Source organism: Pedobacter sp. PLR (assembly GCF_026239675.1).
GTDB lineage: Bacteria > Bacteroidota > Bacteroidia > Sphingobacteriales > Sphingobacteriaceae > Pedobacter.
This window is the reverse complement of the sequence record NZ_JAPIVQ010000012.1, coordinates 26,799-40,116: the sequence shown is the minus strand read 5'-3', so window position 1 is coordinate 40,116 and position 13,318 is coordinate 26,799. Positions and strand designations below refer to the sequence as shown.

Below are 13,318 nucleotides of genomic sequence, written 5' to 3'. Positions count from 1 at the left end.
ATTAACTTATTTTAACAATTAGTAAATTAAAATGACTGTCAAATCTATCATCTCTGCTATTCTAGTCGCCATATTGGGCTTAATCGGATTGCTATGTACGCAAAATGATGATTTGAATCTGATGTATGCAGTGTTCTGTTGTACGCCGTACGTTATCCTTATGACTATTTTCTATTTTCATTTTAACAGTATTCGCAGGAAGCTAAATCTGCTTGATAAGCCAAATATTTTGTTCGAGCTGGCTTATGGTTTTGTGTTTTACCTGGCTTTTTGCATACTCTTCCCTGTTATACTGTTTTTAGGAACACTCGGCGATGAATATGAACACAAGCTGTATAAAGATTTAGGTAATGTCATTCTAGAATTGTTCCCGCTATTTCTAACCTTGAGCCTGTTTTTGACGTTTTTTAGTAGTATAATCATCGTATGGGCCATTAAATCATACAAAACATTGTTGCCTGTTTTTATTGGATATTTTATTTTAATACCGATGATTTACACTTTTGCTCAGAATACGCGGGAGTATAAAAAAGCAAAGGAAAAGGCAGAAGTCATTGCATATGATATCAAGGAAGGTAGATACGAATGGCATGGCGCGATGAGTAACCCAACGGCTTATCCGGTACAATTGTACAAGGGAACTTTTACCTTTCCTAAAGGCGAAAAGAATGATTTTACTTTTAGCGAAGGCAACACCGTAAATTATGGTGCAAAATGGGGCGCTGACGGGGCTGAGACCAGGAAGCAAACCTCATTAATGCCTAATGCACTGGATATTACCTGGTATTCTTTTGTGGAAGATGCTTTTTACCGGTTGAATAGCCCTATAGATCATGATAAGTTGCGAACACTCTTCAGCAAGTCTTATCTTGATGTAAGATCCAGGGGGAATTTTGAAGAGCACTTTGACAGCATTATCATGGGCTTTGCCCCTGGTGGAGTAATGGTGGTTTGGGCGGGTAGCTCTGGCCGTCGCCAAATAGAAATTGGAAGCTACCAGGGCGAAAAGGTAATTATTGCCAAACAAGTGTCCAACACTGAGCAGTTAGCATATGGAGATTTGTTTAATTCAGCATGGCGAAAAAAAGTCTTAACTGACACCATGATCGTGCCTTCTAAAATACAGAAACTTACAAAAAACAAGCCCATTCCTTATGGTTACTGGGATAAGCTGCGAACAAGTTACAACTGGCGCCCTACGTTTGTAGTCTCGCCGGAAATAAAGATCTTCGCTGCCGATTTTAGCTTTTATAACGCTGAACGTTTTGTGTTTTTTGAGGAGAGCCTGCAAAAGAATGTTTATGAAAAACGCGGGGTTCCGGAAAATGTATACATCAAATGGTACGATAAAAATGGCCACAGGTGTGCGGTGGATTTTGAGTTTAATGAAGAGAAAACCTTTAAAAAGTTTGATGTCTTTTTTAATGCCAAAAAAAATACTGCTGCCGAAATAGAATTTAACATCGATCAAAAAACCAAAACCGCAACTGCCACGCTAAAGAATGGTAATAGTCAGCTCTTGCTTTTAGAAACTAAGATTATAGCATATGGAGAGAATTTCTAATCTGATGAACAATTTTTATTTTACAACATTTAAAGCGCTTTTAGTGCTTGAAGATTTCAATACTTCCCTGGAGCGTATTTCTGCCTATCATGGAGAAGAATTTGATGATGATGCCGTTTTTATCGTCAGTAATGGCGATGTGAATTTCACAGATCATCTTAGGCTTGATATTGACCTGGGCTGGACAACTAACGATAAAAGGTGGCTGAACAAATTTCCGGGCCTGGAGGCACAGAAATCTGATGAACGTGTCGAAGGCTTAATCATTTTTGGTAATCTGAACTTAAAGGGTTCTATCCTTAATGAGGAGGGGGATTATGGGGCATTTTTATATGTATCCGGTCAGATAACCTGTCAGAGTTTAGTTGCAGGGGGATCTGTGATCTATGTTAAAAATGATGTTACTGCAGAAGAAGTGTTTATCAGCCATTACAATCATGGATATTTTAGGTGTGATGGACTGGTCAGCTCTCCAATATTGATTATCTATGATCATTATACAACGCTTAGTAATTTTAATGCAAGTCTTTTTTATTACAATGATAATACGGGTCAAATTCCTTCCGGCAATGATTGTTACGAAGGGGAAGACGGAGATTGGCTGTGCGCTAATAACCTAACAAAGCTTTTAGATAATCCGACACTAACTTTTGAAGATTTAATATTCGATTTAAGCGAAGGGGAATACGTATTGTCTACAGCAAGACACTTACTGGATAAAGATGAGCTGTACTGGTTGCAAAAAGTGAATAGAGACTGGAGTAACTTAAAACGGATTCCTGCTGAACTTAAAACGAAACAGTTTTTTGAAAAGGCATACGCTAAACATGGCCCTCTTTGCTTTTCTTATTTTCCTGAAACGTATATAACTGCGGAACACTGTGAGCAGGCAATTAAAAAAAGTGGGATTAACCTTAGATATATTCCTCAATCGCTGCTCACAAAAGACATCTGCTGTCTTGCAGCAAAGCATAAAACACACATCGCATTTATTCCTGTCGTTTATCTGGACGAAAATCTAATCAAAGAGATCATTCATTACAATGAATCACAGATGAGTAATGTGCCTGATGAATTTATTACAGAAGAACTTTTGATAGCTTATGTGAAATTAGGACGCGGTTTATGGCTAGACAAATATTGTGAAATTGCCAATGTATCTAAAAACACGGTACTCTTTAAGGCATTGGATTCAGGTATAACGGCCATAAATGAAATTTGGGGCTTTCATTTTCAGGAGGTGGTTTATCTTTATGCCAAAGACCTATACAATAATGAAGAGAATGAGGAAGCCTGGAATAGTTATGTAGAAAAATTCCAGAAGAAAATTGATCGCATCATCCAGTGATAAACTTTTAGTGCCACTGATTTTTATGGGTCATTCTCATGTGCTGTAGGAACATGCGCTCTCTATGTTTTCTTTGAGATGCTTTTTTGGAGCGTCGAATCAGGTTCCAGAAGAATAAGGAGATCATCATAAGTCCAATTCCAGCCGCTATCTGCGGATACTCCAGGAAAATTCCTATAAAATAGCATGTTCCAAAAACTAAAAAAGTAAACATGATATATATCCCGATCTTCATGGGGTAAAGATATTAAGAACTTTAGGTTTATGGCGTCCTATTTATCCACATCGTATAGATTAGCATAAGAATATTTTTTCTAATGGGTTTTGGGTAACTTAGTTTAACCAACTATACCTAAGTAATATTCAAGGCCTATGAATTTTCAGACATTCTTACCTTCCGAAATACTAAAACCCTATGTCAGGTATTTTTATAAACTGGAAACAAATGTGGGGCTCCCAACGGATCAAAAGACGCTTAGAACCATTGCAGATGGCTGTCCGGGAATTATTTTTCAGGAAAATAGTAAAGGGAAACTTGTTCGTGATCAAAAGGTATTACCGCCGGTGTTTTTGTTCGGACAATCCACCAGGCCTTCGGATATTTCCCTGACTGGTAATTTTGACACGCTTGGGGTATGTCTACATCCTAACGCCTTAAATTCATTATTTGGGTTGAATGCGGAATTACTAACAGATTCCTGTCTTGAACTCGATGAACTTTCTGCGCGAAATCAGTCGCTGCTTTCGGAAAGACTTCATGATGTTTGTTCCACAGCAGAGAAAATAGAAATTTTGAGTCATTTTATGGTAACCAAAATATACGGTAAAGGACCAGGCAACGATGGGGAGATGCAGTTTGCCATGGATAAGATCATACATTCGAATGGCACTACTTCTCTAAAAGTACTGCAGGAAGAACTTTACGTTACAGAAAGAAGTTTCGAAAGAAAATTTAAGCAGTACGTGGGTATTGCTCCTAAATTATTTTCCAGAATATGCCGTTTTCAATCCTCACTAAAACAGCTCAATACTAATCAGTTCGATAAGCTTGCCGACCTTGCTTATGACAATAATTATGCTGATCAATCGCACTTTATCCGGTCTTTCAAGGAGTTTACGGGCTTATCTCCTCATCAATACCAAAAACGTTCTACTGAATTGGCAGAGAACCTTTCTGAACTGATCCTTTAAACTTTGTCGGGTTTGTTCTATTTTCTGTTTTTCTAAGGCAATAGTTTTGTTAAAAAAATAAGCAATGGAAAATAGTTTAAAAACAATATTGGTTTTAGGAGCCAATGGTAAGACAGGTAGCCGGGTGACAAAAAAACTGGAAGCCTTAAATATAGCGGTTAGAAAAGGTTCCCGTACGGCTGAGCCAAAGTTTGATTGGGAAGATCAATCTAACTGGGAGGAGGTGCTTAAAGGGATTTCGAGTGTTTATATCACTTTTCAGCCGGACCTGGCCGTTAAAGGTGCAGACGAGAGTATCGATGCCTTTGTGAAAATGGCGATAAAAGCTGGCGTTCAAAAATTAGTCCTACTGTCTGGTCGCGGCGAACCTGAAGCTCAGCGCTGCGAAAAGATCGTCATTGAAAGTGGCTTAAAATGGACAATCGTCAGGGCAAGCTGGTTCAATCAAAATTTTAGCGAGAGTTATTTACTGGAACCCATATTAGCTGGATATGTTGCGCTACCGGTAGCTGAGGTAAAGGAGCCATTTGTGGATGCTGATGATATTGCTGATGTGGTAGTCGCCTCACTTACAGATGAGCTTCATAATGATAAGGTCTATGAGGTTACAGGTCCGCGTCTCATGAGTTTTAAGGAGGCAATTAATGAAATTGCTCAGGCTACAAATCGCTCAATTGAGTATAGTGATATCCCATTAGCTGAGTATACAGGTCAAATGCGGGCATACGAGGTCCCCGAAGAATTTATTGATTTAATTTCTTACCTGTTTACTGAAGTTCTGGACGGACGTAATGAGTCTATAACAACTGGTGTAGAGGAGGCCCTTGGCAGAAAACCTAAAGATTTTAGCCAATTTGTAAAAGAAACTCAGGCTGCTGATGTTTGGTTGGTAGAGTAGCCCTTAAAACCTGATTTAGGATGGTTTTTAACACAAAATGCCCCAATTTTAATTGAGGCATTTTGTGATATTCAGGGTGTTTTTATCGGGGAGTTTTACGCTTCTTTTGGTTCCCAAAGCTCAAGAATGTTTCCTTCAGGATCGAGTACATGGACAAATTTTCCATATTCAGAATCTGTAATTTCATCAATAATGGTCACGTTTTCCTTCTTTAATTCCTCTACCAGCGCAACGATATTTTCCACGCGGTAATTAATCATAAATGGTTTGTCTGATGGATTGAAATATTTGCTGTCCTTGGGAAAGGTGCACCAGGTTGTGGATCCTTTTTTCGATGGATCATCGGCCTGCTGCCACTCAAACGTTGTTCCGTAGTCGCTGGTAGCCAATCCGAGGTTTTTGGCGTACCATTCGTTCATATCTTTTGGATTCCCGCATTTAAAAAATACGCCGCCAAGGCCCGTTACTTTTTTCATATTTAAACGTGTTTCATGATTTATGAATGGATATAAAATGTCTCTTTATGGACAACCTTACGGGTAATTTCCATCTATTTCCGGACATTACCAAATCTGTTTTCAAATCTTCTGCGGGATAAGAAGCTGAAAGATAAGGTTAATGTTTACGGTCAACACCTGGCAGTGGATGATATTGACTGGTTATGAAATAAGTATATGGATCAAAGCTAATAATCGTTGATTTGACGCTTAATATATAATTCATACATTAGTCAGGAGATCATGATGACTACTACAGGCCTAAAATAACATGAAATACAAACGTAATTTAATCGCCCTGCTCCTGGCCGGGACATTTTTTAGTGCAAGCGCCCAACAAGAGGACCTTATTGTAGTTAATGCGGCTAAATCTGAAGGAAAAGTATCAGCTACGATGTGGGGCGTGTTTTTTGAAGATATCAATATGGGCGCAGATGGCGGGATTTATGCTGAAATGGTAAAGAATCGCTCGTTTGAATTTCTGAAGCCATTGATGGGCTGGTCTGTAAAAGGAAATAAGATCGGAGAGGGCGATCTGCTCGTACAGAACAGGCAGGGGGCGAACCTTGCAAATCCGAGATTCCTGAGCGTAGCCATTAAAGGAGCTGCAAAAGGAGAAGCAGGTATCAGCAACGAAGGGTTCAAAGGAGGTATGGGAGTGAAAAAGGGCCTTAAGTACGATTTTTCTCTGATGTATAGACAGGTCAGTCCGGGAATCACCTTGCATGTGGAGTTGGTAGACGAGGAGAATAAGGTACTTGCAAGTGGCTTACTGAAGCCAACTGATGTCCCGGCGGAATGGAAAAGCCAGGATCTGAGTTTTATAGCGGTTGCTACTTCAGCTAAAGCCAGGATCAACATCTGGTTTGAAGGAAGCGGTGTATTAGATATGGATATGATTTCTTTATTTCCTGCGGATACCTGGAAGGGTCGAAAGAAAGGGATGCGTGGAGATATGATCCAGATGCTGGCAGATATGAAACCTGGTTTCGTACGTTTTCCCGGCGGCTGTATTGTCGAAGGAATTGACCTGGCCAACCGGTACCAATGGAAAAAAACAATAGGCCCTATAGCGGAGCGTCAATTGATCATGAACCGCTGGAATGTCGAATTTTCCCATCGGCCGTCTCCAGATTATTTTCAAACTTTTGGACTTGGATTTTTTGAGTATTTTCAATTGGCAGAAGATATCGGTGCGGAGGCTTTGCCGATCCTGAACTGTGGAATGGCTTGCCAGTTTAATACGGCTGAAGTGGTTCCTTTGGATCAGCTGGATCCATATATTCAGGATGCTTTAGATCTGATCGAGTTTGCCAATGGCGATGTTTCTTCAGAATGGGGTAAGGTTCGTGCAGCGATGGGACATGCAGAGCCATTTAACATGAAGTACTTAGGTGTAGGGAATGAGAACTGGGGCCCTCAATATATTGAACGGGCGAAAGCCTTTCAGCAGGCCATTAAAGCAAAATATCCGAAGATCAACCTGATCTACAGCTCAGGTACAGATCCAGATAGTGAAAGATTTCATTATCTGGATAAGGAACTGCGTGGCATGAAGGCCGATATTATAGATGAACATTATTACCGTTCTCCGGAATGGTTCCTTAAAAATGCGGCGCGTTATGACCATTACGATCGTCAGGGAGCAAAGGTTTTTGCAGGAGAGTTTGCAGCACATATCAAAGGAAAAGCGACCGGAAGCAACCGGAATATTTGGGAGGCTGCACTTGCTGAGGCAGCCTTTATGACCGGACTGGAACGCAATGCAGCAGTAGTAAACATGGCTTCGTATGCGCCTTTATTTGCGAATACTGAAGGCTGGCAATGGGCTCCCGACTTAATCTGGGTGGATAACCTGAATATATATGGCACGCCAAATTACTATGTTCAGAAGCTCTTCTCTACCAATAAAGGTACGCAGGTTGCAAGTGCCTTATTCGAGGGTAAATCACTTTCAGGTCAGGGTGGTTTGTATGTTTCCGCAGTGTTAGATAGTATTAAGAAAGAGGTTATTGTTAAATTGGTCAATACCAATGAAACGGAACGAACAAAACAGATTGCTTTTGAGGGGATAAAGAAATTGGCTGCTGAAGGGAAGCTGACAACAGTTAAGGGGGAGCTTACAGCTCAAAATTCGATGGAAAGTCCTTCAGCCATTGTTCCCGCAGAATCGCTCCTGAAGTTGAAGGGGAAAAATGCAGTCGTAAAAATGCCGGCAAATTCCTTGATCATGCTTAAAGTTAGTTACAAATAGCGGTAGACCCTAAATGAATCACAATGAATATAAAATTCAACTTTCATCCACATAGATTATTACTGAGCTGCATCTTGTTTGTGCTGGCAGGATGGCCTGCGATGGCTCAAAAATCAAAAAAAAACGCTTACCTTTTTACTTACTTCACTGGTAATGGTGGTTTAGAAGAGTCTATCCGTTTTGCGATCAGTAATGACGGTTATACCTATCAGGCACTAAATAATAACCGGCCGGTGATCAGCTCCGCTGCAATCAGTTCAACAGGGGGCGTACGCGATCCCCATATTTTACGTGGAGCGGATGGTAAAACCTTCTATATGGTCGTTACTGATATGGTGGCAGCTAAAGGTTGGGATTCGAACCGGGCGATGGTCTTGCTAAAATCTACTGACCTGATCAACTGGACTTCGGCTATCGTAAATATTCAAAAACGTTTTCCTGGTCAGGAAAGCTTACTGAGGGTATGGGCACCCCAAACGATTTATGATCAGGAAGCGGGTAAATATCTGGTCTATTGGTCGATGAAACATGGCGCGGATCCGGATAAGATCTATTGGGCTTATGCCAATAAGGATTTTACAGATCTGGAAACTGAGCCTAAGCAACTTTTCTTTAGTCCGACCAATGGTGCCTGTATTGACGGAGATATCGTCTTTGACCAGGGGAAATACCATTTGTTCTTTAAAACCGAAGGCGAGGGATTAGGAATTCGTGTTGCCGTTTCTGATCGCCTGAAAGAGGGCTATGTGTTGCGTGAAGGCAATGTGCAACAGACAACAGATCCGGTGCAAGGTGCCGGTGTTTTCAAGCTCAATAACGGGGAAGGTTATATTCTGATGTATGATGTTTACACCAAAGGTCGCTACCAGTTTACCAAAACAAAAGATTTTAAACAATTTACCGTAGTCGATCAGCAGGTGAATATGAATTTTCATCCCCGTCATGGAACAGTTCTTCCCATTACGAAGCAGGAAGCAAATGCATTACTAAAAAAATGGGATAGTCCTGAAAGTGATCTGAACCCTGTATTGAGTGGCTATTATGCTGATCCGGAGATTTTGTATTCCCATAAAACCGGAAAATACCATTTGTATCCCACCACTGATGGCTTTACCGGTTGGGGCGGAACCTATTTTAAAACATTTTCCTCCTCAAATCTTGCAAACTGGAAAGATGAGGGTGTGATCTTAGATCTGCCTGTGGATGTGAGCTGGGCAAAGAAATATGCCTGGGCACCAACAATCTCTGAGAAGAAGGTTAATGGCAGTTATAAATACTATTATTATTTTACTGCTGCACAGAAAATAGGGGTTGCCGTTGCAAATGATCCTTCCGGCCCCTTTAAAGATAGTGGAAAGCCCCTTATTGCAGGAAAACCTCAGGGGATCAAAGGCGGACAGGAAATAGATCCGGATGTATTTACGGATCCGCAGAGCGGCAAAAGTTTTTTATATTGGGGGAATGGTTATATGGCCGTGGCAGAGTTGAATGATGACATGATATCTATAGATTCATCATCTGTGAAAGTAATCACTCCTGATGAAACTTATAGAGAGGGAACTGAAGTGTTTTACCGGAAGGGGAAGTACTATTTTTTATGGTCACAAAACGATACCAGAGATGCGGACTATGGGGTGAGATATGGGATTTCAGACACGCCAACCGGTAAAATCAACCTGCCTGAAAATAACCTGATCCTTTCCAAAGATGTGAAGCAGGGGATTTACGCGACCGGGCACAATGCGGTGATTCAGGTGCCGGGAAAAGACGAGTGGTACATTGTTTATCATCGTTTTAGCCGTCCTGAGGGACTGGCTATGGGGAAATCTGCAGGCTACCACCGGGAAGTGTGTATTGATAAATTAGAGTTCGATACGAAGGGGAATATAAAAGTCGTACAGCCCACACTAAAAGGGGTTTATCTAATGAAGTGATGAGGACGCAGGTAATAGAATGGAAACCCTGGTGATGTTCAATCATCTGATAAACATCACCAGGTCAGACTAAAGTCTAGCCATTCTTGAATGCTATACACATTGCAGTTTGTACTTTTAAAACATCTTCTTCTATTGTTTTTTTGACAACCGTATCAAACGGAGCAGGGAACTCTGGAGTAACAAGGACCTGAGTTGGTTCATTCGTGACAGTCAGGTCAAAAAGGTGTTTTCCAAATTTAAATTTGCTTTTAACTTTTGTGATCTCTTTTTCAATGGTTTTTACAAATTCATAACTGTTGCTCAGCTGATCAAATTCGTCTTTAACCGCCTGGAATATCAGGTTTGTTGCTACATCTAAAGCATTAATGATAATGGTAGTACTTTGTAATGCCACCTTTAATTCTCCCTTAACATTTTCGTGCAAATTATTTAAAGGGGTCATTAAATCTTCACTGTAGATGATCTCTTTCGGATCCTTAATAAAGATGGTTGCAGCATTTCCAGTGCTGTCAGATTTCTGTTCAAAATATATGGTGTCGTTACCATCTTTCAGTGTTGCAATGCTTGTAGAAGTATATTGAATTTTAGCACCACTGATGGTCTTTTCAATTAGGTTTACAGTGTATTCCAATACTGGGTGTGGTTTGAAGTCGCTCATGTCTTTTAATTTTCGGCAAAGGTACGCTATGCTGACTTCTGGCGCAATCCGAAAAGAAAAAAGTTAATCAAAAAGACAAAAGGCTATTAAAAATGACATTTATCTAACCTATGGTTTTGGGCTTGTTGTGCTGTGAAAGGGGCTAAGAGGCCCCTTTAAGGGAGATGCATTTGGCTTAAGTATTTTTTAAACCATCGTCTATGCGGAATGAAACTTTGCAAATCACTCCAAAAGAAACGATCTGGTCATCCTTTACATGGACTTTAAAGTCCTTCACATAGACAGAGTCGATATTTTTTATCGTCTTTGATACTTCCTTTACTGCGTTTCTTACCGCATCTTCAAATCCGCTTTCTGAGGAAGCGATGACTTCAATAACTTTTACAATACTCATAGCATTAGGTTTAAGTGATATAATAGATAACTACTTGTGAGATAGATTCTTTTTCTTTTATTACTGCCTGTGGAAAATAGGAACAATCCGGATTTATCTTTGTTTTTTTCGAACCAATCAAGCTCTGGATTGTTTTTTAAATGACGTTAATAGGAAAGGGGGGATTCACCTATTAAAGGTCCATCATATGGAAACTAACGATATTATCGGTGGGTTGGCAATTTTTCTTGCTGTGCTGTTATTGTTTTTTCTGGTACGAAGGAACAAGAAAGATCAGAAAAACTTTGAGCACGATATGAACCAGTCAGAAATTAAGCCGAAAAAACATAAAAGTGATCATGTTTAAATTAAAACTACTGTCATGGGATTTATCGGGATATTGTTCGCCCTGTTTTTTGCCATTGTATTAACTGCTTTTTTCAGACTGGTTTTTAGAAATACCGGACCATGGGCTGGATTTTGGACTTTCTTTATATTGTTGTTCTTTATTTCGCTTGCTGCCGGAGAATGGGCCGCTCAGCGTGGACCTTCCGTATTGGGATATTATTGGGCTCCAGGGTTTATTGCGGCTTTCGTGGTTGGGTTGGTACTCGCCGCTGCTGCTCCGGGGCCAGCTGCCGACCAGACAAAGAAGCCGAAGAATGGGGCAAAGGTTGAACCTGAAGAAGAAATTACGGAGCTTGAAGTAGCAGTAGCTGCCGCGGTAATTGGCGTTTTTTTCTGGATCGTGATAATTGTACTGGCATTGATTGCTCTTGCAGGTCTGGTAATTAAAATGTGAGGATGATTTTAGCTGTTAAATGTAAAACACTTGTATTATGCAACACAATATTAAAAGTCTGATCGGTTTCACTATGGGCGCAACCGATGGGGAAATAGGAAAAGTGGTTGAGTTTTATTTTGATGATGAGAGCTGGACGATTCGTTATCTGATTGTAAAAACAGGTGGTTGGTTATCGGAACGTAAAGTATTGATTTCACCAATGGCTTTAATGGAACCAGATTGGGAAAATGAATCCTTCCCAGTTAAACTGAGCAAGGATCAGATTAAACACAGTCCGGATATTGATACCAAAATGCCGGTTTCCCGCCAACAGGAAGTGGCTTTATACAAATATTACGAATGGCCATATGGTGATCCGATCGGCGCAGGATTTTATGGTCATATGGGAATGTTGGGCATGGTGGAATCCAGGGTCTCTTTTGAGCAGGCCATCGCGGCCATGCGGAACGACAAAGAACCTGGTGACCCGCATCTCCGTAGTACCACTGAAGTTAAAGGTTACCGGATTCATGCTATAGATGGGGAAATCGGTCATGTTACTGATTTTATTGTAGATAAACACTGGAGGATCCGCTTTCTGGTGGTTGATAGTGGCAAATGGTTTCCAGGGAAGAAGCTGCTGATCTCAACGGAATGGATCACTGCCATCAGTTGGGCACGCTCCAGGGTTGAAGTGGATGTTTCTATAGAGGCTGTAAAAAGCAGTCCTGAATATGATCCCGATCGGCCTATAGGGGACAGCTATCAAACGGGGCTTTACCGGCATTATCGTAAGTGATAACAGGATCAGGCATCTGGTATTTCAGGTTCTACTAGCTTAGCCAGCTTCTCCAGGGATTCCTGCCAGCCTAAATAACACATTTCTACTGGTATAACAGCAGGGATTCCTTCCTGTGTGATTTTTATTTCCGTGCCCGCTAAAGTTTTTCGAAGCCAGACAGAGGTAATCATCTCACCCGGTAAATTAGGGTCATCAAATTTATCGCTGTATTTCAGGAACTCATTGGGCTTGAGCTCAATGTATTTTCCACCGAATGAATGACCATTGCCCGTAGAAAAATTCAGAAAGGACATTCGAAAAGAACCTCCTGTTTTAACGTTCATTTCATGAACAGTACAAAGAAAGCCATATGGTGGGAGCCATGAAGCTATTGCCAGGGCTTCGGTAAATGCACGGTATACCTTTTCCGGAGATGCTTTAAGCATTCTGTGTAATGAAACATTATGGTCTGACATAAAATCGTTTTTTAGTTTTGCCTGTTAACCTCAGCATTACCAAGGTACCGGTAAAACTTGATTTTTATAGCGTCTAAACAAGACAATTTAAGGGGGTGTTTGCGACCGGATTCAGGAATCATTTTACTGGACAAACCGGTGGAGAACCTCTGTATATGGATTCCAAAAACTGTTGATGGTGCGGAAATGATCTCTTCCACACCTAAATCCTTGCCCGGAGCCGCATTGTGCGCTCATTTATTTCTGGATTAATTCCGGCCTTGTAGCATATTCTGCCAGCGTACCAGAGATTTCCTTTATGGTCTTTATGCTGAAAGAGTGCCTACCCGTCAACCATCTTTTGATTTCATCTGGATTGATGTCCAGGGAAACAGCAAGATCATTTTCTGAAAGTCCTTTATCGGTTAACGTTTTTGCGGTTTTACTGGCAACGTCCAGATTCAGCTGCGTTAATTCCTCTATAGCGGGGTTTCCGCTTTCTTCCAGCCAGATGGCTACAAAATCATTCTCTTCCATTTATGTTTTTCGTATTGTTTAAAGTATTCCGGCCTTCCGTA

General features: G+C 40.8%; 14 protein-coding genes. 9 read left to right on the top strand and 5 right to left on the bottom strand.

The features are described from left to right. Positions 1–31: 31 nt before the first annotated feature. The 4 genes from OQX61_RS23305 to OQX61_RS23290 all read left to right on the top strand — a co-directional run bounded on the left by OQX61_RS23305 (position 32) and on the right by OQX61_RS23290 (position 5,001). Positions 32–1,564, top strand: coding sequence for a DUF2931 family protein (locus tag OQX61_RS23305; RefSeq protein WP_265844244.1), 1,533 nt, complete (start codon positions 32–34; stop codon positions 1,562–1,564). After that, positions 1,548–2,912: a hypothetical protein gene (locus OQX61_RS23300; RefSeq protein ID WP_265844242.1), complete on the top strand. Its 1,365-nt coding sequence runs from the start codon at positions 1,548–1,550 to the stop codon at positions 2,910–2,912. The genes OQX61_RS23305 and OQX61_RS23300 overlap by 17 nt, the downstream gene beginning before the upstream one ends. Positions 2,913–3,284: 372 nt before the next feature. Further along, positions 3,285–4,103, top strand: a complete 819-nt coding sequence (locus OQX61_RS23295; RefSeq protein ID WP_265844241.1) for a helix-turn-helix domain-containing protein — start codon at positions 3,285–3,287, stop codon at positions 4,101–4,103. Between the two features lie 64 nt (positions 4,104–4,167). Next, positions 4,168–5,001, top strand: a complete 834-nt coding sequence (locus OQX61_RS23290; RefSeq protein WP_265844240.1) for an NAD(P)H-binding protein — start codon at positions 4,168–4,170, stop codon at positions 4,999–5,001. 95 nt (positions 5,002–5,096) lie between these two features. Here the strand turns inward: OQX61_RS23290 and OQX61_RS23285 are convergent, their stop codons facing one another. Then, positions 5,097–5,477: a VOC family protein gene (locus OQX61_RS23285; RefSeq protein ID WP_265844239.1), complete on the bottom strand. Its 381-nt coding sequence runs from the start codon at positions 5,475–5,477 to the stop codon at positions 5,097–5,099. Positions 5,478–5,769: 292 nt separating this feature from the next. Here OQX61_RS23285 and OQX61_RS23280 point away from each other — a divergent pair, with 292 nt between their 5' ends. Beyond that, positions 5,770–7,752: an alpha-L-arabinofuranosidase C-terminal domain-containing protein gene (locus OQX61_RS23280; protein ID WP_265844238.1), complete on the top strand. Its 1,983-nt coding sequence runs from the start codon at positions 5,770–5,772 to the stop codon at positions 7,750–7,752. Between the two features lie 23 nt (positions 7,753–7,775). Continuing rightward, entirely contained in the window at positions 7,776–9,686 is a 1,911-nt protein-coding gene (locus OQX61_RS23275; protein WP_265844237.1) for a family 43 glycosylhydrolase, read from the top strand. A gap of 76 nt (positions 9,687–9,762) precedes the next feature. On the opposite strand, the gene OQX61_RS23270 is transcribed toward OQX61_RS23275, so the two are convergent. Continuing rightward, positions 9,763–10,347: a hypothetical protein gene (locus OQX61_RS23270; RefSeq protein ID WP_265844236.1), complete on the bottom strand. Its 585-nt coding sequence runs from the start codon at positions 10,345–10,347 to the stop codon at positions 9,763–9,765. 175 nt (positions 10,348–10,522) lie between these two features. Next, a complete protein-coding gene (locus tag OQX61_RS23265) occupies positions 10,523–10,741 on the bottom strand; it encodes a dodecin family protein (protein ID WP_265844235.1) in 219 nt (72 codons plus the stop codon). 187 nt (positions 10,742–10,928) lie between these two features. On the opposite strand from OQX61_RS23265, the gene OQX61_RS23260 reads away from it, so the two are divergent. From OQX61_RS23260 to OQX61_RS23250, 3 genes are read left to right on the top strand one after another with little or no spacing between them, the layout of a single operon-like run. After that, on the top strand, positions 10,929–11,087 hold the full coding sequence (locus OQX61_RS23260; RefSeq protein ID WP_265844234.1) for a hypothetical protein: 159 nt from the start codon (positions 10,929–10,931) through the stop codon (positions 11,085–11,087). A gap of 15 nt (positions 11,088–11,102) precedes the next feature. Further along, a complete protein-coding gene (locus tag OQX61_RS23255) occupies positions 11,103–11,522 on the top strand; it encodes a hypothetical protein (RefSeq protein ID WP_265844233.1) in 420 nt (139 codons plus the stop codon). A 37-nt stretch (positions 11,523–11,559) separates the two neighbouring features. Further along, entirely contained in the window at positions 11,560–12,303 is a 744-nt protein-coding gene (locus tag OQX61_RS23250) for a PRC-barrel domain-containing protein (RefSeq protein WP_265844232.1), read from the top strand. Positions 12,304–12,311: 8 nt separating this feature from the next. Here the strand turns inward: OQX61_RS23250 and OQX61_RS23245 are convergent, their stop codons facing one another. Both OQX61_RS23245 and OQX61_RS23240 read right to left on the bottom strand, forming a co-directional pair. After that, positions 12,312–12,761 (bottom strand): SRPBCC family protein, encoded by a 450-nt coding sequence (locus OQX61_RS23245; protein ID WP_265844231.1) that lies wholly within the window; start codon positions 12,759–12,761, stop codon positions 12,312–12,314. A 237-nt stretch (positions 12,762–12,998) separates the two neighbouring features. Further along, entirely contained in the window at positions 12,999–13,277 is a 279-nt protein-coding gene (locus OQX61_RS23240) for a helix-turn-helix transcriptional regulator (RefSeq protein WP_265844230.1), read from the bottom strand. Between the last annotated feature and the right edge of the window lie 41 nt (positions 13,278–13,318).